This window comes from Curtobacterium sp. MR_MD2014, assembly GCF_000772085.1.
Taxonomy (GTDB): domain Bacteria; phylum Actinomycetota; class Actinomycetes; order Actinomycetales; family Microbacteriaceae; genus Curtobacterium.
Map to the genome: position 1 here is coordinate 2,266,749 of NZ_CP009755.1, position 23,723 is coordinate 2,290,471.

General features: G+C 71.4%; 21 protein-coding genes and 1 pseudogene. 2 read left to right on the forward strand and 20 right to left on the reverse strand.

Annotated features, from left to right (window positions below; genetic code table 11):
• Position 1: 1 nt before the first annotated feature.
• Both NI26_RS10405 and NI26_RS10410 read right to left on the reverse strand, forming a co-directional pair.
• Positions 2-718, reverse strand: coding sequence for a response regulator transcription factor (locus tag NI26_RS10405; protein ID WP_066655072.1), 717 nt, complete (start codon positions 716-718; stop codon positions 2-4).
• Between the two features lie 122 nt (positions 719-840).
• Positions 841-2,100 (reverse strand): class I SAM-dependent RNA methyltransferase, encoded by a 1,260-nt coding sequence (locus NI26_RS10410; RefSeq protein ID WP_066655074.1) that lies wholly within the window; start codon positions 2,098-2,100, stop codon positions 841-843.
• Positions 2,101-2,114: 14 nt separating this feature from the next.
• Here NI26_RS10410 and NI26_RS10415 point away from each other — a divergent pair, with 14 nt between their 5' ends.
• A complete protein-coding gene (locus NI26_RS10415; RefSeq protein WP_066655076.1) occupies positions 2,115-2,924 on the forward strand; it encodes a Maf family protein in 810 nt (269 codons plus the stop codon).
• Positions 2,925-3,003: 79 nt separating this feature from the next.
• A pseudogene (locus tag NI26_RS10420) lies at positions 3,004-4,781 on the forward strand (acetyl/propionyl/methylcrotonyl-CoA carboxylase subunit alpha).
• Positions 4,782-4,931: 150 nt separating this feature from the next.
• On the opposite strand, the gene NI26_RS10425 reads toward NI26_RS10420, so the two are convergent.
• The 18 genes from NI26_RS10425 to NI26_RS10510 form a co-directional block, all read right to left on the reverse strand.
• Positions 4,932-5,885, reverse strand: a complete 954-nt coding sequence (locus tag NI26_RS10425; protein WP_066655078.1) for a hypothetical protein — start codon at positions 5,883-5,885, stop codon at positions 4,932-4,934.
• Positions 5,886-6,213: 328 nt separating this feature from the next.
• Entirely contained in the window at positions 6,214-7,860 is a 1,647-nt protein-coding gene (locus NI26_RS10430) for a phospho-sugar mutase (RefSeq protein ID WP_066658402.1), read from the reverse strand.
• Between the two features lie 71 nt (positions 7,861-7,931).
• On the reverse strand, positions 7,932-8,759 hold the full coding sequence (locus NI26_RS10435; protein WP_066655080.1) for a purine-nucleoside phosphorylase: 828 nt from the start codon (positions 8,757-8,759) through the stop codon (positions 7,932-7,934).
• A gap of 32 nt (positions 8,760-8,791) precedes the next feature.
• On the reverse strand, positions 8,792-9,070 hold the full coding sequence (locus NI26_RS10440) for a PTS sugar transporter subunit IIB (RefSeq protein ID WP_066655082.1): 279 nt from the start codon (positions 9,068-9,070) through the stop codon (positions 8,792-8,794).
• Positions 9,067-9,513: a PTS sugar transporter subunit IIA gene (locus tag NI26_RS10445; protein WP_066655083.1), complete on the reverse strand. Its 447-nt coding sequence runs from the start codon at positions 9,511-9,513 to the stop codon at positions 9,067-9,069. Before NI26_RS10445 ends, NI26_RS10440 begins: the two co-directional genes overlap by 4 nt.
• A 2-nt stretch (positions 9,514-9,515) precedes the next feature.
• Positions 9,516-10,628, reverse strand: a complete 1,113-nt coding sequence (locus NI26_RS10450) for an adenosine deaminase (protein ID WP_066655085.1) — start codon at positions 10,626-10,628, stop codon at positions 9,516-9,518.
• Between the two features lie 131 nt (positions 10,629-10,759).
• Complete coding sequence (locus tag NI26_RS10455; RefSeq protein WP_066655087.1) at positions 10,760-12,049, reverse strand: thymidine phosphorylase; 1,290 nt, start codon at positions 12,047-12,049, stop codon at positions 10,760-10,762.
• A 1-nt stretch (position 12,050) separates the two neighbouring features.
• Complete coding sequence (locus NI26_RS10460) at positions 12,051-12,470, reverse strand: cytidine deaminase (protein WP_066658412.1); 420 nt, start codon at positions 12,468-12,470, stop codon at positions 12,051-12,053.
• A 127-nt stretch (positions 12,471-12,597) separates the two neighbouring features.
• Positions 12,598-13,884, reverse strand: a complete 1,287-nt coding sequence (locus NI26_RS10465) for an ABC transporter permease (protein WP_066655089.1) — start codon at positions 13,882-13,884, stop codon at positions 12,598-12,600.
• Positions 13,881-15,227, reverse strand: coding sequence for an ABC transporter permease (locus NI26_RS10470; protein WP_235426344.1), 1,347 nt, complete (start codon positions 15,225-15,227; stop codon positions 13,881-13,883). The genes NI26_RS10465 and NI26_RS10470 overlap by 4 nt, the downstream gene beginning before the upstream one ends.
• Complete coding sequence (locus NI26_RS10475; RefSeq protein ID WP_066655091.1) at positions 15,224-16,744, reverse strand: ABC transporter ATP-binding protein; 1,521 nt, start codon at positions 16,742-16,744, stop codon at positions 15,224-15,226. The genes NI26_RS10470 and NI26_RS10475 overlap by 4 nt, the downstream gene beginning before the upstream one ends.
• A gap of 95 nt (positions 16,745-16,839) precedes the next feature.
• A complete protein-coding gene (locus NI26_RS10480; protein ID WP_066655092.1) occupies positions 16,840-17,910 on the reverse strand; it encodes a BMP family lipoprotein in 1,071 nt (356 codons plus the stop codon).
• A gap of 268 nt (positions 17,911-18,178) precedes the next feature.
• A complete protein-coding gene (locus NI26_RS16595; protein WP_144411330.1) occupies positions 18,179-18,538 on the reverse strand; it encodes a hypothetical protein in 360 nt (119 codons plus the stop codon).
• A 286-nt stretch (positions 18,539-18,824) separates the two neighbouring features.
• Positions 18,825-19,346 carry a hypothetical protein gene (locus NI26_RS10490; RefSeq protein ID WP_144411331.1) on the reverse strand — a complete coding sequence of 174 codons (522 nt, stop codon included), beginning with the start codon at positions 19,344-19,346 and terminating at the stop codon, positions 18,825-18,827.
• A gap of 60 nt (positions 19,347-19,406) precedes the next feature.
• Complete coding sequence (locus NI26_RS10495) at positions 19,407-19,802, reverse strand: hypothetical protein (protein WP_144411332.1); 396 nt, start codon at positions 19,800-19,802, stop codon at positions 19,407-19,409.
• A gap of 161 nt (positions 19,803-19,963) precedes the next feature.
• Positions 19,964-20,335 (reverse strand): hypothetical protein, encoded by a 372-nt coding sequence (locus tag NI26_RS10500; protein ID WP_066655099.1) that lies wholly within the window; start codon positions 20,333-20,335, stop codon positions 19,964-19,966.
• Positions 20,336-20,516: 181 nt separating this feature from the next.
• On the reverse strand, positions 20,517-21,941 hold the full coding sequence (locus NI26_RS10505; RefSeq protein WP_144411333.1) for an alpha/beta hydrolase: 1,425 nt from the start codon (positions 21,939-21,941) through the stop codon (positions 20,517-20,519).
• 589 nt (positions 21,942-22,530) lie between these two features.
• Entirely contained in the window at positions 22,531-23,646 is a 1,116-nt protein-coding gene (locus NI26_RS10510) for a mannose-1-phosphate guanylyltransferase (RefSeq protein ID WP_066655104.1), read from the reverse strand.
• Positions 23,647-23,723: the final 77 nt, after the last annotated feature.

The window sequence follows — 23,723 nt, forward strand, 5'->3', positions numbered from 1 at the left end:
GTCAGCGGCCGTCGGTGTCGGGGTCGATGCCCGAGTCGAGCCCGGGCAGGATGCCGTCCTCGACCGCGCGGCGCAGCAGGTCGACCTTCGTCGGCGCCGGACGCCCCACCTCGACGTACTTCACACGGATGCGGTCGAGGTACTCACGCGCCGTCGAGTACCCGATGCCGAGCTGCTGCGCCGCGAGCTTGAGCGGCAGCCCGGAGGCGTAGAGGTGCAGGATCTCGCGCTCGCGGCGTCCGAGCTGCGCCTTGGCGAAGTCGCGGTCGGCGTCGATGGCGCTCGCCCACTCGAGGTTGTTGAGCACGTCGCCGCGGGCGACGGTCGCCACGGCCGCCATCACGGTCTTGGTCGCGGACGACTTGGGGATGACGCCGGCCGCCCCTGCGGCCAGTGCCTCGCGCACGCTCGCGACGCGGTCGGCGATCGAGTGGACGAGCACCGCGGAGCCGGTGCCCTGCACACCCTTGACGTTCGCGGTCACGGTCGAGCCGTCGCCGAGCGACAGGTCGAGCACGACGACGTCGACCTCACGCCCGCCGAGCTGGGCCACGTACTCGGGCACGCTCGCGGCGGTGAGCACCACCTCGAACCCCTCGTTCTGGCACGCCGCCTGGATGCCGAGCCGCACGGACTCGTGGTCGTCGACGATCGCGACGCGGACGGGCCTGGTGGCCAGTCCGGTCGTCCCGCTGCTGGTGTTCGTGTCTGCTGCCACGGTGACCTCTCGTTCCGATGCGCGCCCGGCCCCTGTCGCCGGGAGCGATCACCGACCAAGGATACCCAGGTCGGACCCAGGCTCCGAGTTGTGGGACACCGCGTCACACTGCGGACCCGGGGTCAGGCGATCGGGACCAGCCGCGCGACCGCCTCGAGGTGGTGGGTGTGCGGGAACAGGTCGAACGCACGCAGCGCGTCGAGCCGGTACCCGAGGTCGGCGAAGGTCGCGACGTCGCGCGCCAGGGCGACCGGGTCGCAGGCGACGTAGACGACCTGCGCGGGCTGGAGCGCGGCGACCTGCACGACGACCTCGCGGCCTGCGCCGGACCGCGGCGGGTCGAGCACGACGGTGCCGGCGCGGAAGCGCTGCAGCTCCGGTCGGGACGCGTCGGCGGCCGTCCGGGCGAGCCAACGGTCCACGCGGCCGGTCTCGGCACGCGCGCCGATCCACTCCGCCAGGTTCTCCTGCGCGTGCTCGGTGGCCCGGGCCGCGCTCTCGACGCTCGTGATGCGGGCCTTCGGGCCGACGACGTCGCCGAGTGCCGCCGCGAGCAGTCCGACGCCGCCGTAGAGGTCGAGGTGCTGCCCCTCCGGGTCGAGCCGGTCACGGTCGACCAGGTCCTGCACGGCCGCGGTGAGCACGGCCGGCGCCTGGCGGTGGACCTGCCAGAAGCCGTTGTCGTCGACGGTGAACGAACGCTCCCCCACGAGCTCGGTCACGACGGTGGGCTTCTGCTCGTCGATGACGAGCCGGGCCCCCTCGGCGCCGCTCGGCGCGAGGACGTCGACGACCGACGCGCCCGGCATCGCACCGCGCCCGAGCGGCGCACTCTCCTGCACGCGCGCGGAGGCGAGCGGGAGCGAGGCCACCGGCACCACCGTGTGGGAGCGCGAGGCGAACGGGCCCGCCGTGCCGTCCTCGTCGACGTGCAGCCGGACGCGCGTGCGCCAGCCGAGGCCGTTCGACTCCTCGTCGCCGGGGGCGGCCTCGACGGCGACGTCGTGTCCGAGCACCTCGGTGAGGTCCGTTCGGGCGAACCGCGCGAAGGCGTCGACCAGGACGTCGTGCTTGAGGGTGCGCTGGTGCGGCAGGGCGATGTGCCCGAACTCCGCACCGCCGGCGCGCACGGCGGGGTCGCGGTCGAGGGCGGCCTCGGGCCAGACGTGGTCGACCCGGTGCTCGCTCGGCGACAGGACGGACACGGTGTCGGCACGCCAGAACGACTTCTTGCGGTCCTCGGTCACGCGCGCGACGACGCGCTCGCCCGGCACCGCGTCCGAGACGAAGACCACACGCCCCTCGTGCCGTGCCACCGAGATGCCGCCGTGGGCGATCCCGGTGACGTCGAGTTCGAGCAGCGTTCCGACGGATTCACCCATGGTTCGATGTTCCCATGCGTCTGTACCTCGCGAGTACCTCCCCCGCCCGCCGTGCGCTCCTGGCGCAGACCGGCATCGAGCCGGTGCTCGTCGCGCCGGGCGTGGACGAGGACGCCGCCGTCGTCGCCGCGCGGGCCGCGCTCGGCCGAGAGCTCACCGGTCCGGAGCTCGTCGGGCTCCTCGCGGTCGCCAAGGCGGACGCCGTCGCGGACGCCCGCGTCGCCGGGTCCGCCGTGGACGGCTTCGTGTTCGGCGGCGACTCCGCCTTCGAGGTGGACGGCGTCCTGCACGGCAAGCCCCACGACCCGGAGGTCGCGAAGGAACGGTGGCGGCAGATGCTCGCCGCGGGCGGCGGCACCCTGTGGAGCGGCCACTGCGTCGTGGACCGGCGCCTCGACCGCGGTCTCGACACGGCCCCGGACGCGACCGGGGACCGGCCTGGAGGCGCGGGGCGGACCGGCACCGTGCCTCCCGTCCGACACGTGGACGCGGCAGACGGCGGGCCGCTGGGCATCGCCGGTCACCTCGGTGACGTCGCGCCGGGCGGGTCCACGCTGGTCGTCGCCGGCGACCACGTCGTCGCCGTGGACAGCGCCGTGCTGACCTTCGCCGAGGACGTGTCGATCGAGGAGATCGACGCGTACGTCGCGACGGGCGAGCCCCTCGAGGTCGCGGGCGCCTTCACGATCGACGGACGGGCCGCGGCGTACATCACGCGCATCGACGGAGCACCGTCGGCCGTGGTCGGGCTGTCGCTGCCGGTCCTGCGGTCGATGCTGCTCCGTGGCTTCGGCGTCGCCTGGCACGATCTGTGGGCGCTGTAGACATCCACACTGCTGGACGCTGTTTCTTTGTACGTGCCGGTCAAAACCGGCCGCCGCTGCACGAATACGCTGACGTACCATGCCCCGTATCAGCAAGGTCCTCATCGCGAACCGCGGCGAGATCGCCGTCCGCATCATCCGCGCGGCCCGCGACGCTGGCAAGGCCTCGGTCGCGGTGTACGCCGACCAGGACCGCGACGCCCTCCACGCCCGCCTCGCCGACGAGGCCTACGCGCTGAACGGCACCACGAGCGCGGACACCTACCTCGTGGTCGACAAGATCATCTCGGTGGCCCGCCGGTCCGGGGCCGACGCCGTGCACCCCGGGTACGGGTTCCTCGCCGAGAACGCCGACTTCGCCCGTGCCGTCATCGACGCCGGGCTCACCTGGATCGGCCCCTCGCCGGAGTCGATCGAGCAGCTCGGGGACAAGGTCTCCGCGCGGCACGTGGCCGAGAAGGTCGGCGCGCCGCTCGCGCCGGGCACCATCGAGCCCGTCGCGGACGCTGCCGAGGTCATCGCGTTCGCGGACGAGGTCGGTCTGCCGGTCGCCATCAAGGCGGCCTTCGGCGGCGGCGGCCGTGGCCTGAAGGTCGCACGCACGCGCGACGAGGTCGCCTCGCAGTTCGAATCGGCGACGCGCGAGGCCATCGCCGCGTTCGGACGCGGTGAGTGCTTCGTCGAGAAGTACCTCGACAAGCCGCGCCACGTCGAGACCCAGTGCCTGGCCGACGAGCACGGCAACGTCGTCATCGTCTCCACGCGCGACTGCTCGCTGCAGCGTCGGCACCAGAAGCTCGTCGAGGAGGCCCCGGCGCCGTACCTGACGCCCGAGCAGCAGACGCGCCTGTACGAGTCGTCGAAGGCGATCCTGCGCGAGGTGGGCTACGTCGGCGCCGGCACGTGCGAGTTCCTCATCGGCGCGGACGGCACGGTCTCGTTCCTCGAGGTGAACACCCGCCTGCAGGTCGAGCACTGCGTCTCCGAGGAGGTCACGGGCATCGACCTCGTCCGCGAGCAGTTCCGCATCGCCGAGGGCGGCACGCTCGACTACGAGGACCCCGCCCCGCGCGGTCACTCGTTCGAGTTCCGCATCAACGGCGAGGACCCGGGTCGGAACTTCTTCCCGGCACCCGGTCCCGTGCACGCGTTCACCGCGCCGTCGGGCCCCGGCGTCCGCGTCGACTCCGGTGTGGTCTCCGGCGACGTCGTCTCCGGCTCGTTCGACTCCATGCTCGCGAAGCTCGTCGTCACCGGCGCCACCCGCGAAGAGGCGCTCGAGCGGTCGCGCCGCGCCCTGGCCGAGTTCGAGGTCACCGGACTGCCGACCGTGCTGCCCTTCCACCGTGCGGTCGTGTCGGACCCGGCGTTCGCGACGGACGACGAGACGCCGTTCAGCGTGTACACGCAGTGGATCGAGACGGACTTCCAGAACGACATCCCGGCCTGGAGCGGTTCCCCGAGGAGCTCCCCGCACCGGCCGCCCGCGAGAGCGTCGTCGTCGAGGTCCAGGGCAAGCGCATCGAGGTCACCATGCCCTCGATCGTCGGCGGTGGCGCTGCCGGTGCCGCCGGTCGGCGTCCGGCCGGTCCCTCCGCTCCCCCGAAGCGCCGGTCGTCCGGCGTGAAGGGCGGACTCGTGTCCTCGGGCTCGGTGACGTCCCCGATGCAGGCAACCGTCGTGAAGCTCGCGGTCGCCGAGGGTGACACCGTCGTGAAGGGCGACCTGCTCGTCGTCCTCGAGGCCATGAAGATGGAGCAGCCCGTCCAGGCCCCGCGCGACGGGGTCGTGACCGGCCTGAACGCCCCCGTCGGCCAGACGATCTCGTCCGGCCACGTGCTGCTCGAGCTCGCGTAGCGCGCCGCGGGTCGGGCGCCGCGGCCGCGCCGCGCGCCGCGCGCCGCGCCGCACAACCGAAAGCACCTCGTGCCACGCAGTTCCGTGGCGCGAGGTGCTTCCGGTTGTGTCCGGGCACGTCGCGCCGGCCGCCGTCCGCAGGAGGATCGCTCACCGGACGGTCGTGAAGTGGCCGCGCGCCGTCGGCACCCCGACGGCGCGCAGCACCGAGCGCAGCCGCTCCGTGTCGTCCGTCTCGACGACGCTGATCCGGCCGAGCGCTCGGACGTCAGGGTGGCGACGAAGCCGGTCCTCGCGCCGCTTCTCCGCGACGAGCACGTCCTCGGCCGTCATGCCCGCGCCACGCATGGACGGGTCGGCGTACTTCACTCGACCGTCGAACTCGAGGACCACGCCCTGGTCGGCGAACCAGAAGTCGACGACGCCGATCGATCCCGAGCCGTCGCGGAACTCCTGCTGCAGCATCGGCCTCGGCGCGCCGACCTCGTCGAGCGCCACGCGAGCGACGGACTCGCCCGGCGACCCGGAGCGCGCGTCTGCGAGCTCCAGAGCCCGCTCCGCCCTCGCTCGGAACTGTACGGCGGTGCTCTCGTCCAGTGTCGCGCGGAGTTCATCGAGGCTGGATCCGCGGGCGAGCGCACGGTCCACCGCAGGCACGCTCGTCCGCAGCGGGTACGCCACGGCGAGGTCGACCACCGTGCTCGCCAGGTCGGTCAGGGCTCGCCCGTTCGCCACCATGTACGACGTCCGGAGTGTGCGCCCCGCGCCGGCCCGCTTGTGCACGGAGCGCAGCGACTGACCGGTGGATCGCAGCGGATCGATCACCTCGATCGGGACCGGGAACTCGCCGGGCCAGGGTAGCCCGTGCAACGCCGCGGCTGAGGCGTGCGAGACGACCAGTCGCGGGGCGAGCCGATCGTGCAACGCCTTGATCCGAGCGATGTGCCGCTCCCCCGGGGTCGCCCGTCGCCAGTCGTCCGCGACGACGAACCGGCCCGGGGCCAGTCGTACGAGCTCTCCCCGCAGCGCGCGATCGCGGTGGTCCCGCCCGCGCCGCCCGGTCTCGTCCGCGCCGCCACCGACCAGGATCTCCAACGTCGCCATGTCCTGAGCGTGGCGCGCGCGCAGACCGGTCACGCGCCTCCCGGCCGTGCCTGTGAGCAGCGAGCGCTCGTCCCCGCTCTGTGCAGGAGGACCGGCCGCCCGACGAGGTTCGCGCTCGTCCTCGGTCCCGTGGTACCCGGATGCCTATCGGTGGTGTCAGCTGCTCGTGCACAACGGAAAGCACCTCGCGCCACGTGATTGCGTGGCGTGAGGTGCTTCCGGTTGTGCAGGTACCGGCGGCATCCGCACAGCGGCACGGGCGGCACCCGCACCGCAGGCGCGGCCGGCGCCGCCAGCGGCGGCGGCGCGGCGGACCAGCGCCGCGCCGCTACGACACGCGGGGCCGCACGTCGGCGGCGAGGGCGTCGACGAGCGCCTGCGCCTCGGCCGGCGAAGCCGCCACCGTGTCGATGTAGACCTTCACCTTGGGCTCGGTGCCGCTCGGGCGGACGATGACCCGCGCGCCGCCCTCGAGGTCGTAGCGCAGGATGTCGGACGGGGGGAAGCCCTCCACCCCGTCCGAGTAGTCCGTCACCCCGGTGACCGTACGGCCGCCGAGCGACGAGGGCGCGGACGACCGCAGCGACGCCATGATCTCCCCGATCCGCGACAGGTCGTCCACGCGGGTCGACACCTGCCCGGAGGCGAACGCCCCGAACTCGGCCGCGAAGGCGTCGAGCTGGTCGGCGACGGTCCGGCCCTCGGCTGCGAGCGAGACGGCGAGGTCGAGCAGCGCCAGGGCCGCCGAGATGCCGTCCTTGTCGCGGACGACGCCGGGGTCGACGAGGTAGCCGAGCGCCTCCTCGTACCCGAACACCAGGTCGGGCACGCGGGAGACCCACTTGAACCCGGTCAGGGTGTCCCGGTACCCGAGCCCGTACCGCTCCGCGACGCGGGCGAGCGCGGGCGAGGACACGATCGACGCCGCAAGCACACCCGACCCGTCCGACGAGCCCGCGGCCTGCGCACGAGCGGCGGCCCGCCAGCCGAGCAACCAACCGACCTCGTTGCCGGACAGGCGACGGAACGAGCCGGCACCGTCGGGGATCGCCAGGGCGAGGCGATCGGCGTCGGGGTCGTTCGCGATGACCAGGTCGGCCCCGACCGCGACACCACGCGCGATCGACAGGTCCATCGCACCCGGCTCCTCCGGGTTCGGGAACGACACCGTCGGGAACGCGCCGTCCGGCTCGATCTGCTCCGGTACGACGGCGGGCTCGGCGAACCCCGCCGCGGCGAACACGGCTCGCGCGGTCTCCCACCCGACGCCGTGCATCGCCGTGTAGACGACCTTCGGTTGCGCGTCGATCGGGAGGGTCGGGGCCGGCACCGTCGCGGCGGTCGCGTCGACGTAGGCCCGGGCGAGCTCCGGACCGGCGACCGTGTAGTCGGTGGAGCGCACGAGGTCGCGGACGTCCCCCGCGGCGACCGCGTCGATCGCCGCGGCGATCTCGCCGTCGACCGGCGGGACGATCTGCGAGCCGTCGTCCTCGCCCCCGAGGTACACCTTGTAGCCGTTGTCCCGCGGCGGGTTGTGGCTCGCGGTCACCATGACGCCCGCGCCGACACCGAGGTGGCGCACCGCGAACGCGAGCACCGGCGTCGGGAGCGCGGACGGCAGGAGGGTGACCTCGAGCCCGAGGCCGCGCATGACCTCGGCGGAGTCGCGGGCGAAGACGTCGGAGTTGACCCGGCCGTCGTAGCCGATCACGACGCTGCGGTCACGACCGGTGTCGATCAGGAAGCGCGCGAGCCCCGCCGCGGCCTGCGTGACGACGACGCGGTTCATGCGCTGCGGCCCGGCGCCGAGCTCGGCACGGAGGCCGGCGGTGCCGAACTGCAGGCGACCGGCGAACCGCGCGGCGAGCTCCTCGGCGTCGCCGCGGTCGATCAGCTGCTGGAGTTCCGCACGGGTCTCGTCGTCCGGGTCCTGCTCCACCCACGCGCGGGCGCGGGACAGGACGTCCTCGTCCACGGCGGCGAGGGCACCGCCGTCACCGAGGTCGCCGTCCGCGATGGCGCCGTCCGAGGCACCCTCGTGCCGGGTCACAGCGCCGCCACCACGCGGGCGAGGAGGTCCGCGATGACCGGCTCGGCCTCGCGCCCGGCCTCGAGCACCTCGGCGTGCGAGAGCGGGGTCTTCTGGATGCCCGCGGCGAGGTTCGTGATGAGCGAGAAGCCGAGGACCTCCATGCCCGCCTGACGGGCGGCGATCGCCTCGAGCGCGGTCGACATGCCGACGATGTGCCCGCCGATGGTCTTCGCCATCTGCACCTCGGCCGGGGTCTCGTAGTGCGGGCCGCGGAACTGCGTGTAGACGCCCTCGTCGAGGGTGGGGTCGATCGACTTCGCGACCTCGCGCAGCCGTGCCGAGTACAGGTCGGTCAGGTCGACGAACGTGGCGCCCTCGAGCGGGCTGTCCGCCGTCAGGTTGATGTGGTCGCTGATGAGGACAGGAGTGCCGGGCGTCCAGTGCTCCTTGATGCCGCCGGCGCCGTTGGTCAGCACCATGACCGACGCCCCGGTCGCCGCGGCGGTGCGGACGCTGTGCACCACGCGACGGACGCCGTGGTTCTCGTAGTAGTGGGTCCGTGCACCGATGACGAGTGCGTGCCGGCCGTCCTGCAGACGGATCGACCGGACCGTGCCGGAGTGTCCGGGCACCGCAGAGGCGCTGAAGCCGGGGACCTCGGCCGCGGGGATCTCGGACACCGTCTCGCCGATGATGTCGGCGGCCTTGCCCCAGCCGGAGCCCAGGGTCAGGGCGATGTCGTGCCGCTCGATGCCGGACCGGTCGGCGATGACGGCGGCGGCGTCGCGGGCGACCTCGAACGGGTCGGCGGCGGGGTCGTTCAGCGGGTTCTCCGTGCTCATGCCCCAACTCTAGAGGCAGCGTCGGGAGCTGCTCAGTGCTCCCCGAGCGCCCGGTCGACCGCGGCCGTGATCTCGCCCTGGTCGAAGTGGTTCCGGATCACGATGACCTCGGCGTAGGTCTCCCCGATCGCCTCGACGAACTCCTGGCTGGTCAGGATCACGTTGGCGTCCTCGGCCACGGCGCGCACCGAGGCGACGTCCGCCGCGACGACCGACGCCGACAGCCCGAGCGTGGCGAGGGCCTTCTCCGCGTTCACCTTGAGGATCCCGCTGGACCCGATCCCCGCACCGCAGATCGTCACGATCTTCACGCCGACACCCCCATGATCGTCCGGACCTCGTCCGCCGAGCCCGCCGCCGCGAGCCGCGCGGTCACGGTGGCGTCGTTGAACGTGTTCGCGATGTCGCCGATCGACTCGAGGTGCGTCCCGACCTCGGCGACCGCGAGCCCGAGGACGACCGACACCGGGTCGTTGTGCGGGTGCCCGAACGACACCGGTTCGCGCAGGGTCACGACGGCCAGCCCGTCCCGCAGCACCGCCGGCCCCGGCCGGGCGTGCGCGAACGCGAGTCCGGGTGAGATGACGATGTACGGGCCGTGCTCCTCGACCAGGTCGATCATCGCGTCGGTGTACGGCGGCGTCGCCGACCCCGAGGTGACGAGCGCGGCACCGGCGAGCCGGAGCGCGTCGCGCCACGAGGACGCGCTCGCTCCGAGCACGACGGCGTCGTCCGGCAGCGGCGGCAGGGACATCGCTAGGCCTCCTGGTGTCCGGCCGTGATGGTCGCGATGATCTCCTCGCGGTCCTCGAGCGGCAGGAACGAGCCGAGCGCGGCGTTGATCTGGAACGCGGCGAGGTCGTCGAGGTCGTAGCCGAAGGTGCCGGCGAGCAGGGCGAGCTCGCGCGACAGCGACGTGCCGCTCATCAGGCGGTTGTCGGTGTTCACCGTCACGCGGAAGCCGAGCTGGTACAGCACGTCGAACGGGTGGTCGGCGAGGTCGTCGCCCCACGCGGCGATCGCACCGGTCTGCAGGTTCGACTGCGGCGCGACCTCGAGGGGGATCTCGCGGTCGCGGACCCACGACGCGATCTCGCCCAGCGACGCCAGCGTGGAGCCGTCACCGGCGTCCGACAGGGTGATGTCCTCGAAGATCCGGACGCCGTGGCCGAGGCGGAGCGCCCGACCGTCCACCAGCGCGGAGCGGATCGACGCCAGCCCGTCGGCCTCGCCGGCGTGGACCGTCACCGGGAACAGCTCGGATGCCAGGTACTCGAACGCCGCACGGTGGTTCGCGGGCGGGAAGCCTGCCTCGGCCCCCGCGATGTCGAAGCCGACCACGCCGCGGTCCCGGTGCCGGACGGCGAGCTCGGCGATCTCGAGCGACCGGTCCGCATGACGCATCGCGGTGACCAGCTGGCCGATCCGGATCGCGCCACCCGCGGCGTCGACCGCCTCCTCGATGCCGGCCTGCACCGCCTCGACCGTCTCGTCGAGCGTCAGCCCACCCCGCAGGTGCTGCTCCGGTGCCCACCTGATCTCGCCGTAGACCACCCCGTCGGCCACGAGGTCCTCGACGAACTCCTTCGCCACACGGTGCAGCTGCGGCGCGGTCTGCATCACCGACGTCGTGACGTCGAAGGTCTTCAGGTACTCGACGAGCGAGCCGCTGTTCGACTGCTCGGCGAACCACGCGCCGAGTGCCTCGGGGTCGGTCGTCGGCAGCTCGATGCCCGCCTCGTCCGCCAGGTCGACGATGGTCGCCGGGCGCAGACCCCCGTCGAGGTGGTCGTGCAGCGAGACCTTGGGCAGGTCGTCGATGACCGCTCCGGCGTCGGGCAGGCGGTAGGTCGGGGCGTCGGCGCTCATGCTCCCAGGCTAGCGGTGGTCGCCGACGCCGCGTCGGCACCTGTGCACAACAGACGGACGGACCGACTGGAGGCTCCCCACAGACGAGTGGGGAGCCTCCGGTCGGTGGGGCCGGGTGGCGGCCGCGGCGCTCAGCCGGTGATGCGCTCCCGCACGATGGGGCCGCGCTCGGGCGCGGACGACCCGATCGCCCACGCACCCTCGAGCGACTCCAGCGCGCGGTCGAAGCGCGCCGGCTCGTCGGTGTGGAGCGTCCAGAGCGGCTGGCCCGCGGTGACGGTGTCGCCGGGCTTGACGTGCAGCTCGATGCCGGCTCCCGCCTGCACCGGGTCCTGCGCGCGGGCCCGGCCGGCGCCGAGACGCCACGCGGCGATGCCGAACGGCAGGGCGTCCTGCTGGACGAGCACACCCGACTCCGTCGCCGTGACCACGTGTCGCTCGCGGGCGACCGGCAGGTCCGCAGCGGGGTCGCCGCCCTGAGCCTCGATCATCCGGCGCCACGTGTCCATCGCCCGACCGTCGGCCAGCGCTGCCGCCGGATCGGCGTCCGGCAGCCCGGCGAGCCGCAGCATCTCCGACGCGAGCTCGACCGTCAGCGAGACCACGTCGGACGGGCCGCCGCCGGCGAGGACCTCGACCGACTCCCGGACCTCGAGCGCGTTCCCGATCGTCAGGCCGAGCGGGACCTCCATGTCGGTGAGCAGCGCCGAGGTCGCCACGCCCGCGTCGTTGCCGAGGTCGACCATCGTCTGCGCGAGCTCCTTCGACGCCTCGTACGTCGGCATGAACGCACCGGAGCCGAACTTGACGTCGAGCACGAGCGCACCCGTGCCCTCGGCGATCTTCTTCGACATGATGCTCGACGCGATGAGCGGGATGCACTCGACGGTGCCGGTGATGTCACGGAGCGCGTAGAGCTTCTTGTCCGCCGGTGCCAGTCCCGAGCCGGCCGCGCAGATGACCGCCCCGACGTCGCGGAGCACCTCCATCATGCGGTCGTTCGAGATCGACGCCTGCCATCCGGCGATCGACTCGAGCTTGTCGAGCGTGCCACCGGTGTGGCCGAGTCCGCGGCCGGAGAGCTGCGGCACCGCCACCCCGAACGACGCGACGAGCGGCGCGAGCGGCAGCGTGATCTTGTCCCCGACGCCTCCGGTGGAGTGCTTGTCCACCGTGGTCTTGCCGAGGGCGTCGAACGACATCCGCTCCCCCGACGCGATCATCGCGAGCGTCAGGTCCTTGATCTCCCGCCGTTCCATGCCGTTGAGGAAGATCGCCATCGCCAGGGCCGCCATCTGCGGGTCCTCGACGTACCCGCGCGTGTACGCGTCGACGAGCCAGTCGATCTCGGCGGTGGCCAGGGCCTCGCCGGAGCGCTTGGTGCGGATGAGGTCGACGGTGTCGAAGGGCTCGACTGCCATGTCAGTGCTCCTGCTGGTAGGTCGCGAGGGTGCGGGGCCCGAACGCGTCGGGGAGCACCTGGTCGATCGTGCGGATGCCCGAGACCGTCTCGAGGAGCATGCCCTCGGTCGAGTGCTCGAACAGCAGCTGCCGGCACCGGCCGCACGGCATGAGCGTCGCACCGTCGCCGTCCACGCAGGTGAACGCGACGAGCTTGCCGCCGCCGGTCATGTGCAGCTGCGAGACGAGCGAGCACTCGGCGCACAGGGTGACCCCGTACGACGCGTTCTCGATGTTGCAGCCCGAGACGATCCGTCCGTCGTCGGTGAGCGCAGCAGCGCCGACCGGGAACGACGAGTACGGCGCGTAGGCCCGCCGCATCGCGGCGGTCGCAGCGTCCCGCAGGGCGCTCCAGTCGACGTCGACGCTCGCGTCGATCACGGTGTCAGGGTCGGACGGGAGGCTCGTGGCCGGGTCCGTCCAGGACGGCTCGCCGGTCGCGGGGCCGGTGGTGACCTCCTGGTCACCGGAAGGGTTCGTGTCGGTCATGTGCCGCGCCTCCAGGCCGTCAGCTCTTGGTGTACGGCTTGCCGGCGGCCGCCGGTCCGCGCGACTGCCCGACCAGGCCGGCGACCGCGAAGATCGTGACCACGTAGGGCAGCATGAGCAGGAACTCGCTCGGCACCGGCGAGTCGATCGCGCCGAGGATGTTCTGCAGGTTCGACGCGAAGCCGAACAGCAGCGCCGCGAGCGTCGCGCGGATCGGGTCCCAGCGACCGAAGATGACGGCGGCCAGGGCGATGTAGCCCGCGCCCGCGGTCATGTCCTTCGTGAACGGGCCGACCGCGTCGAGCGTGAAGTACGCGCCGCCGAGACCGGCGATCGCGCCGGCGAGCGAGACGTTCCAGAAGCGCGTCCGCGCGACGTTGATGCCCACCGTGTCCGCGGCCTGCGGGTGCTCGCCGACCGCGCGGAGGCGCAGGCCCCAGCGGGTCTTGAACAGCGCGAAGGTGACGACCGCGACCGCGACGTAGGCGAGGTAGACGACGACCGTCTGCTCGAAGAACACCGGGCCGATGACCGGGATCTGGTGCAGGACCGGGATCTCGAGCTTCGGGAAGCGCACGCCGATGTTGAGCGTCTGCTCGTTCGGCGAGAGCACCTGCGAGTAGAGGAAGCCCGTCAGGCCCGAGATGAACGCGTTGATGACGACACCGACGATGACCTGGTCGACCAGGTACTTGATGCTGAACGCCGCCAGGAGGAACGAGACGAGCACGCCGGCGACGAGCGCACCGACGAGGCCGACCCACGCGGACCCGGTCAACGAGGCGATCATCGCCGAGGTGAACGCACCGGCGAGGAACTGGCCCTCGATGGCGATGTTCACGACGCCGACACGCTCCGAGATGACGCCGCCGAGGGCACCGAACACGAGCGGGACGCTGAGGCCCAGGGCGCCCAGGAGCAGGCCCGGCACGGGGATGGTGTCCCCGGCGGCCGACCAGGCGAGGAAGCCGACGACGAAGACGACCGCGAAGACCGCGGTCAGCCAGAGCGGGATCCGGCGGTTCGCGCGGACCTCGACGACGGCGTACACGGTGGCGAGCGCCAGCAGGACGATGACGACGATGCCGGTACCGGTCGCGGGGAGCGGCACGTTCGGCAGCGCGAAGAAGTCACCGCCGTTCGCGAGCCGGAACGTGGTGTCGCCGGCACGGTGGAGCACGCCGAAGAACAGCAGCGCGAGCAGGGTGAAGACGCCGAAGCCGATCGGGGCCTTCCAGCTCCGGGTCGTCTCGATCGGGCGGTCGGACAGCGCCGGTGCGGGCGCCGCGGTGGTGGTGGTGCTCATGCGGCGACCGCCTTCCGGGAGTTCTTCGCGGCACGACCGCGACGACGCGCACCCGGCTGCGGGATGCGGAAGATCGCGCGGACGAGCGGCGGTGCGGCGATGAACAGGACGATGAGCGCCTGGATCACGCCGACGATGTCGATCGGGATGTCGTTCGCGGCCTGCATGGCGTAGCCGCCGTTCTTGAGGACGCCGAACAGGATCGCGGCCCAGAACACGCCCCACGGCTTCGAACGGCCGAGGAGGGCGACCGTGATCGCGTCGAAGCCGATGCCGGCGTCGATGCCCGAGGTGAAGCCCGAGGTCACGGCGCCCTGCACCTGGTAGGCGCCGGCGATGCCGACGAGCGCACCGGAGATGACCATCACCCAGATGGTGAGCGCGGGGACGCTCATGCCGGCGACGCGGGCGGCGCGCGGGTTCTCACCGATCGTGCGGAAGCGGAAGCCGAGCGACGACTTGTTGACGAGCCACCACACCACGACCACGGCGATGAGCGCGACGACGAAGCCGAGGTCGATGCCGTACCGGGGACCGAACAGCGCCGGGAAGACCGCGCTCTCCTTCGTGGCGGGCGAGATCGGGTTCGAGCTGCCCGGCGCCTGCAGCAGCCCCGGCGTGCGGAGCAGGTAGCTGACGAGGTAGAGCGCGACGTAGTTGAGCATGATCGTCAGGACGACCTCGTTGGCACCGGTGCGGGCCTTGAGGATCCCGACCAGGCCACCCCAGACCGCACCGCCGACGATGCCGGCGACGACGGTGAGCGGGATGTGGATCGCGGCGGGGCCGTCGAACGAGAAGCCGACCCAGCCGGCGGCGGCGGCACCGATGAGGATCTGACCCTGGCCGCCGATGTTGAAGAGGCCGGCCCGGAAGGACAGCGCGATGCCGAGGCCCGCGGCGATCAGTGGTACGGCGTAGTCGACCGAGCGCGTGATCGGCGCGATGGCCTGCGCGAAGGAGCTCGCGCCGAAGTTCACGACCGAGCCCTGGAAGAGCGACCGGTACGCGCCACCGACCGCGGTGCCGACGGCCTGGAAGGTGTCGGTGGGGCGGGCGAAGAAGTACCCGGCTGCCGCGCGGACGTTCTCGTCGGTGACGGCGATCAGGATGCCGCAGGCGACGAGGGCGAGGACGACGGCGAGGACGGTCACGAGCACGGAGCCGTTGACGATGCTCTGCAGCGCCGTGCTCCAGCGGTCACCGCCGGCAGCCCGACGCTCGGTGTCGTCCGCCGAGTCCGTCATGAGGTGTGTGGTGCCCTCGACGTCCTGCATGCGGTCGTCGGTGGGTGCCTCGGCCGGGGTCGCCGGCTGCGTGTTGTCTGGCGTGGGGGTGCTCACGCTGCCAGCTCCGTTCCTTCTGGGATCTCCCCGGCCATCATGAGGCCGAGGACGTCGCGCGGGGTGTCCGCGGGGACGATGCCGACGATGCCGCCGCGGTACATGACCGCGATCCGGTCGGCGAGCGCCACGACCTCGTCGAGCTCCGTGGAGACGACGATGACCGGGACGCCGGTGTCGCGGGTGGCGACGATGCGCTTGTGCACGAACTCGATCGAGCCGACGTCGATGCCGCGCGTGGGCTGCGCGGCCACGAACAGCCGCAGCTCGCGGCTCAGTTCGCGGGCGAGGACGATCTTCTGCTGGTTGCCGCCCGACAGCCGACCGGCCGCCGTGGTGCGGGACGGCGTGCGGATGTCGAACTCCGCGATCTTCTCGTCGGCGAACGCGTCGCGCTCGGCGGCGCGGATCGTGCCGGCCCGCACGAACTCGTCGTGGTCGGCGCGGTCGAGCATGAGGTTCTCGGCGATCGTGAACTCCCCGACCAGGCCGTCCTCCTTGCGGTCCTCGGGCACGAAGCCCACCCCCGCGTCGAGGACCTGCTTCACCGTGCGACCGGTGAGCTCCTTGCCGTCGAGCGTGATGCGACCCGCGTGCACGGGCTCGAGGCCGATGATCGCCTCGGTCAGCTCGGTCTGCCCGTTGCCCTGCACGCCGGCGATGGCGAGGACCTCGCCGCGGCGGACGGTGAACGAGACGTCGTCGACGAGCACGACGCCCGACGGGTCGGTGACGGTCACGCCCTCGACCACGAGCGCGTCCTCGCCGCCGGACGCGGGCGTCTTGTCGACGACGAGCGAGACGGCCCGGCCGACCATGAGCGCAGCGAGCTCGTTGTTCGTCGCGGTCGGCGAGGCCTCGCCGACGACCTTGCCGAGGCGGATCACCGTGATCCGGTCGGCGACCTCGCGCACCTCGCGCAGCTTGTGCGTGATGAAGACGATCGCGGTGCCGGCCTCGCGGAGCTGGCGCATGATGCCCATCAGCTCGTCGGTCTCCTGCGGCGTCAGGACCGCCGTCGGCTCGTCGAAGACGAGGACCTTCGCGTCGCGGGACAGCGCCTTGATGATCTCGACGCGCTGCTGCACGCCGACGGGCAGGTCCTCGATGCGGGCGTCGGGGTCGACGTCGAAGCCGAAGCGGTCGCTGATCTCGCGGACGCGCTTGCGGGCCCCGGCGAGGTCGAGGCGACCACCGAAGGTCGTCTGCTCCTGACCGAGCATGACGTTCTCGGCGACGGTGAACACCGGCACGAGCATGAAGTGCTGGTGCACCATGCCGATGCCGGAGCGCATGGCGTCGCCGGGGCCGTCGAAGTCCTGGACGACGTCGTCCAGGAGGATCTCGCCCTCGTCCGCCTGGTACAGGCCGTAGAGCACGTTCATCAGGGTGGACTTGCCCGCACCGTTCTCGCCCAGGAGGCAGTGCACCTCACCGGGTTCGACCGTGAGGGAGATGTGGTCGTTCGCGACCAGGGGGCCGAACCGCTTGGTGATTCCGCGGAGCTCGAGCTTCATGTTGTCTACTGCGTTCCTGTTGGTCAGCGCGTCACCCATCGGTGGACGCGCGGAAACGCGGGCGGAGGATCGATCCCCCGCCCGCGTTCACCCGACTACTTGTCCGACTGCGTCTCGACCGTGATCGAGCCGTCGATGATGCCCGACTTGATCTTGTCGAGCTCGTCCTGCAGACCCGAGTCCACCTTGGACTCGTAGTCGTGGAACGGCGCGATGCCGACGCCGTCGTTCTTCAGGGTGCCGACGTACGGCTCCTTCGAGAACTTGTCGTCCGCCGCCTGCTCGACGACGTCCTTGACCGCCGGGCGCATGCCCTTCATCACCGAGGTGAAGGCGATGTCCTTGTAGCGGGGGTCGGCCTCGTAGAGGTCGCTGTCCGCGCCGATCAGGACCGAACCGTTGTTCGCGTCCTTGATCGCCTCGGCGGCCGACTGGTAGATCGGGCCACCGACGGGCAGGATCACGTCGGCGTCCTGGTCGAGCAGGGTCTGCGCGACCGACTTGGCCTGCGTGCCCGCCTCGAAGCCACCGGTGAAGGAGCCCTTGCCGGTCTCGACGTTCCAGCCGACGACCTTGACGTCCTTCTTCTTCTGCTCGTTGTAGTACTTCACGCCGTCCGCGAAACCGTCCATGAAGATGGTGACGGTCGGGATCTGCATGCCGCCGAAGGTGCCGACGACGCCGGTCTTCGAGTAGGACGCCGCCGCGTAGCCGGCCAGGAAGGCGGCCTGCGAGGTGTCGAACGTGATCGGCTTGACGTTCTTCGCGTCGATCGAGTTGTCGTCGATGATCGCGAACTCGGTGTCGGGGTTCGCAGCTGCCTGCTTCTTCGTGGCGTCTGCGAGGTTGAAGCCGACCGTGATGATCATGTTGCAGTTCTGGTTGACGAGCTGCTCGATGTTCGAGTCGTAGACCGTGGCGTCCTTGGACTCGGCCTTGTTGTAGTCGGCGCCGAGCTCCTTCGCCGCGTCGACCATGCCGTCGAAGCCGAGCTGGTTGAAGGACTTGTCGTCGAAGCCACCGGCGTCGGAGACCATGCAGGGGCGGAAGTCGGTCTTCTTCGCCGAGGTGGTGTCGGACGGGGCAGCCGAGCAGCCGGCCAGGACGGCCATGGTGCCGGCGAGCGCGAGGCCGCTGAGCAGGACCTTGCGGGTACGAGATGTCACGGGTTGGTTCCTCCGGGGGGCGGTGCCCGGACCACGTGCGTTCCGGGCGATCGTGGCGACAGTACACGACCGTCGGGCCGGTACAGAACGCCCCTGAGGGACTGCTGGGATCAGTTACCCGATCGCGACCCCGACGAAACGCGCTCGTAACGCCGACGTCCCCCGGGGACCCGGTCCGGGGGACGATCCGAGGATTTCGTGGTGGAGCGCTACAGCGAGCGACACCTGCCGTCGTTCGTGCACGGAAGCACCAGACGACGGTCCTGCATCACTCGTCGGCCTGCTGCTCCGCAATGCGGTCGGCGTCGCCGGGGAAGCACAGGGACACTGCCTGGACCGTGGAGTTGCCGGGGGAGGCGTACGCACTGATCGAAGCGATCTGTTCACCGCCGCGCCCGAGCACCGCCGGTCCGTCGTCTGGATCACGGACGATGACCCGCAGCCCCTGCCCACGCCAGTGCTCCGCAATCCGGGCGCCCTCCTCGGACGGGTCACCCGCCAGCGTGCTCCCCGAGAGGTACCGCCACTGCGCACCCTGCTCGCCGTCGGACAGGACGCAGTCCTCGGGGTGGTCAGGTCCGGCTCGCGCCTTCCAGTGCCCGCCGAGGAGTCGGGTTGCATCGTCCACGGCGTCGATCATCTGCTGTTTCGCGGTCGCTGCATCCGGGTAGGACTCCGTTCGTCGGTCCGTCGCTGTGTCGGTCGCGCTGGGGACACAGCCGCGCAGCAGACCCGCGAGCGCGAAGACGACGGCGGAGCTCGCGACGATCCGCTCGCTGCTCCGGCGAACGGAGACCGCCGTGAACGATGCTCCGTGCGTCACCCGTCGGCCTGCTGCTCCTCGACCCGTGGTCGTGGTCAGACGACGCGCGGGCCGTCCTGCGTGCATGCGCATCCTCCTTCGACGGAGCGGATCAGGACCCGCTGCTCTGCTCCTCTTCGATCTCGTCGGCACTCCCCGCGAAGCAGAGCGATTCGGCCTCCAGCGTGTACTTGCCCGGGAACGCGTACAGATCGATCAGCGCGGTCGAGGCTCCACCCCGTCCGACGACGACCGGGCCGTCAGGATCCGCGACTCGTCCGACGGTCATGCCCGCGGACTGCCAGGTCTTCGTGACCGCCGCAGCATCGTCGTCCGGATTGCCCCCTCCGTCCGTCCTGGTGGTCAGGTAGACCCAGTTGGCTCCTTGTCCACCGTCGGGGAGCGTGCAGCTGTCGACGTAGTCCGGACCCTGCGTGGTGACCCATTCGCCCCCGAGCGCCGCAGCGGTCCTGTCGACGAGCTCGGTCATCTTCCGCTGAGCAGTCTCGGGGTCCACCTGGGCCGTCCTTCCATCGTCGGACAGCGTCTCGCCGACCGGAGGGTGTTGCGTGCAACCGCTGATGACGATCAGCAATGCGAGGGGTGTGAGGGCAACGCTCGTCAGGCGCCGCATGGTCAGCTCGGCAGACATTCGTCTCCTCTCGAGACGCTCCGGCGTCTCGTCCTCGGAGGCTCACTCGACCTCGTCGGCGTCGTCCTCGGCCATGCGGTCGGCGTCGCCGGGGAAGCACAGCGAGACGGCCTGGCCGGTGTAGTTGCCGGAGACCGCGTAGAAGCTGATGGACGCGATGTCCCCGCCTCCCCCACCGAAGACCACCGGCCCGGTGCTCGTGTCCCGCGCGGTCACGCGCTTGCCCTGCGCACGCCAGTGGTCGGCCATCGCCGAGCCGTCTTCCTCCGGCCGCCCCTCGATCGCGCTCCCCGTCAGGTACCGCCAGTGTGCTCCGCGCTCCCCGTCCGGCAACGAGCACCGCTCCGCTGCGTCCGGTCCGGTCCGCGCCGTCCACACTCCGCCGAGGAGCTCGGTGGCGTCGTCCACAGCGGCGATCATCTGTTGCTTCGCGGTCACTGCGTCCACGATCGGATCCGTTGCGCTGGCCGTCCTCGTCTCGACCGCTCGGGACGCACACCCGGTGCTCAGTCCCGCGAGCGCGAGGACGACGATGAGGCTTGCGAGGTCGCGCGCGCTGATCCGGCACGGCCAGGACACCACGAACCCGGGATCGCGGGTCATTCGTCGGCCTGCTGCTCCTCGATCTCGTCTGCGTCGCCAGCGAAGCACATCGAGAGCGCTTGGATGCTGTAGTTGCCGGGGAAAGCGAAGAAACGGATCATCTCGACGCGATCGCCGCCGCGAGCGACCACCGCCGGCCCCTTGGAGTCAGCGAGTCGGTCCACGGTCAGACCGGCGGACCTCCAGACATCGGAGGCAGCAGCAGCGTCCGCCTCGACGTCGGCGGACTCTGCTCGAGCAACTCGGTACACCCACCGAGCTCCTTCCTCGTCGCTCGACAGCTGGCAGCTCTCGACGTAATCGGGAGACGTCCGCGTCTCCCATTCGCCGCCGAGCGCGGCCGTTGTCTGATCGACGATGTCGATCATGTTTCGCTTCGCAGTGTCTGCGTCCACGGAGGACGTCCTCTCAGTCGGTCGGGTTGCATCATCCTGCTGCCCGGCACATCCGGCGGTCACGACGACGACTGCCAGTAGCGCCGCCGTCGCCGCGAGTGCGCGACGAGCACGGTGTCGTGCGTTCATGTGCCTCCTCCTTCGTCGGACCGGGTCATCGATCTCGCGCCCCGGTCAGCAACTCGTCCTGACCTGAGGTGGCGAGTGCCACGTTGTGCAGTGACTCGGTACCACGGTCCAGGTAACCTCGGTGGTCCTTGAACACCGGGGCGTGATGCAGGACCGACGCAAGGGTCTGCCCCTCGCTCCCAGTCCCGCCGTCGGCGCCGAACACGGTCGCTCCGAAACCCTGCGCGGTCGGGTCGACGCGATGGGCGAGGCTCTTCTCCCGGCCGAACGTCGCCCATTCGTCACCCTGTCCGGACTCGCCGGTGGGGCCGTCCTTCGCCTGAGCCGCGAAGACCTGGTCTGCGTGCAGCTGCTGCGCATCGTCGAGCCCATCGGGCAGCCCGGCAGAACCCAGTGCGACGAACCGATCAACGTGGACACCCCGCTCGGCCAGAGCCACAGCGCCCGCGGTCGTGCCGTAGGAGTGCGCCACGACGTTCGTCTGCACGTCATCAGTTCCGCGGACGGCTGAGAACCCGCGGATCGAATCTGCGAGACGCTTGCCGCCCTCCTTCGCCTTGGCCATGAGGAGCACATCCTGTGGTCCCGGGGTGGTGTAGCCGACCCAAGCGACGACTGCTCGATCCGAAGGGTCTGCGACGTCTGTGGTGTCCGCAACGTCCGTTTGCTCATCGGCGATGTTCTGAGCGGCCCTCGCCCACGTCGTCATGTCCGCTGTCGTGGTGTCCATACCAGGGACAGCCCAGGTCGCTGACTTCGCACGGTCCAGATCGCCGATCGAGACGGCAGCGAGCGGCGGTCGATCATCCGTGAGAGCGATGAGGAAGCGCTTCCCGTCGGAGCCCTTCTTCGTCAACGCAGCATTGACGTTCCGGAGGGCCTTGCGGTCCGCGTACAGCGCCGTCAGTTCCCGCGCCAACACCCGTGAGCCGTCACCCGCCGATGCGACCGTCCGCTCCAGCTGCTCGATCTGGCGCTCCACGTCGACCAGTCGCTGGTTCAGCACGAGGGCGTTCGCCGTACTCCGCGCCCAGTACGGGACACCCTCGAGGTTCCCGAGTCGCGCGAGCACGTCCGTCGGGAAACCGTCGAACACGCTGGCGTCGGCCGTCGTCAGCCCGAGCGCAGCCCAGCGCTCCGCGACCTCCGTCGGCGTCAGGTGCTCCGCGAACAGCCGTTGGAGGGCAGGCGCCGCCTGTCCGGTCGCCGCGATGTCGAGAGCCGCGTTCGACAGCGACCCACTGCCGCCGGCGGCCCCGAAGGCGTCGGCGATCCTGCCGATCCAGCTCCGATCCTCGTCGTTCTCGCGCACGTAGCGCGCGAAACCCGCCGGCATGCTCGCGCGGTCGACCGTGACCCAGGCGCAGGAGGACCGGAAGGAGGACCACGCCGATCGCACGCGCTCGGACTCGGCCGACGCGGTCGTGTCCAGTCCCGAGGTCGTCGTCACGAAGGCCCGGAGCGCGCTCGGATCGGCAGAACTCCTGCCACGGCTCGCTCCGTCGCCGTAGCGCGCACGCTCCCGACCGCGGAACTCGGCGTCGACCTCCGGCCTCGGCTCGGGTTCGGTCGCCGGCTCAGGATCGGTGAAGCGCTCCAGTGCGTCGACGACCGATCGTCCTGCGGAACCGGCGAAGGCCTCGGCCACGGACGCCGCCCGCTTCCGGTCGGCGTCACGCGCCTTCCAGTCGGCGTGGTCACGCTGGCGCTCCCGTTCGCGCTCCGCAGCAGCGACCGCGGCGTCGATCTGGTCGGCGAGGTCGACCAGCACGCCCGCCAGTCGTGCCCGGTCCTCGGCCTCGACCACGGCCGCCTCACGGAACCGGTCGGCGTACGAGCCAGCAGCGTCGTCGAGCGCGGATGCGACGGCGCCCGACCGCGGACCGGCCTGCCCTCGCAACGTGTCAGCGGCTCGTCGCGCGACACGTGCGAGCGCACTCGCGTCCGAAGTCTCGAACTGGATGTCCCCCATCAGCACTCCCCCGAGTCAGCCCGGCCCCCGCGACCGGAACATCACCGTACACCAGGTCGGCGGACCGTCAGAGCACGTCCCCCCGACCGCTCAGCTTCAGTGCGTCCACCACACCCTTGACCCGCTGCGCGTTCGCGCTCGTGGTGACGAGCAGCGCGTCCGGGGTGTCGACGACGACGATGTCCTCGACCCCGATGAGCGAGATGAGCCGCTGGCTGTGCGCCACGACGATGCCGCTCGACGAGTCGGCGAGGATCCGTGCGCCGTCGCCGAGCACGGCGAGGTTGTTCGCCCGCCCGCCGGACTGCAGCTTCGCGAGCGAGGCGAAGTCGCCGACGTCGTCCCAGTCGAAGTCGCCGGGCACGACGGCCATGCGCCCCGCGGCGGCGGCAGGCTCGGCCACGGTGTAGTCGATGGCGATCTTCTCGAGCCCCGGCCAGATCGCGTCGACGACCGCGCCGCGCGAGGAGGTGTCCCACGCCGCGGCGAGCTCCTCGATGCCGGCGAGCAGCTCGGGCTTCGTGCGACCGATCTCGGCGAGCAGCACGTCGGCCCGCGCGATGAACATGCCGGCGTTCCAGAGGTACGAGCCGTCCTCCAGGTAGCCGCGGGCGGTGTCGAGGTCGGGCTTCTCGACGAACGACTTCACCGCGTGCACCGTCGACGCACCCTCGACCGGGAGCGCGGCGCCGTCGGCGTGGATGTAGCCGAAGCCGATCGCCGGCTCGGTCGGGGTGATGCCGATGGTCGTCACGTACCCGGCGCGTGCGGCGGCGACGGCTTCGCGCACCGAGCGGCGGAAGCCCCGGGCGTCACCGATGACGTGGTCCGCCGCGAACGAGCCGATGACCACGTCCGGCTCACGGCGGCGCAGGATGGCGGCGGCGAGCCCGATGGCCGCGGTCGAGTCCTTCGGCTCGCTCTCGAGCACGACGTTGTGGTCGGCCACGCCGGGCAGCTGTGCCTCGACGGCTGCTCGGTGCGCCCGCCCGGTCACGACCATGATCCGCTGCTCGCCGGCGAGCGGCGCGAGCCGGTCCCAGGTCTGCCGCAGGAGCGACGCGCCGGAGCCGGTCAGGTCGTGCAGGAACTTGGGCGCGTCGGCGCGCGAGAGCGGCCAGAGGCGGGAACCGATGCCGCCGGCCGGGATGATCGCGTAGAAGTCCTCGAGTGCGTCTGCCACCCGCTCACCGTACCGGTGTCGCCGGACGTGACCTGGACGCCACCCGGACGACCGCCGCACCGCTCCTGCGGGTGCCC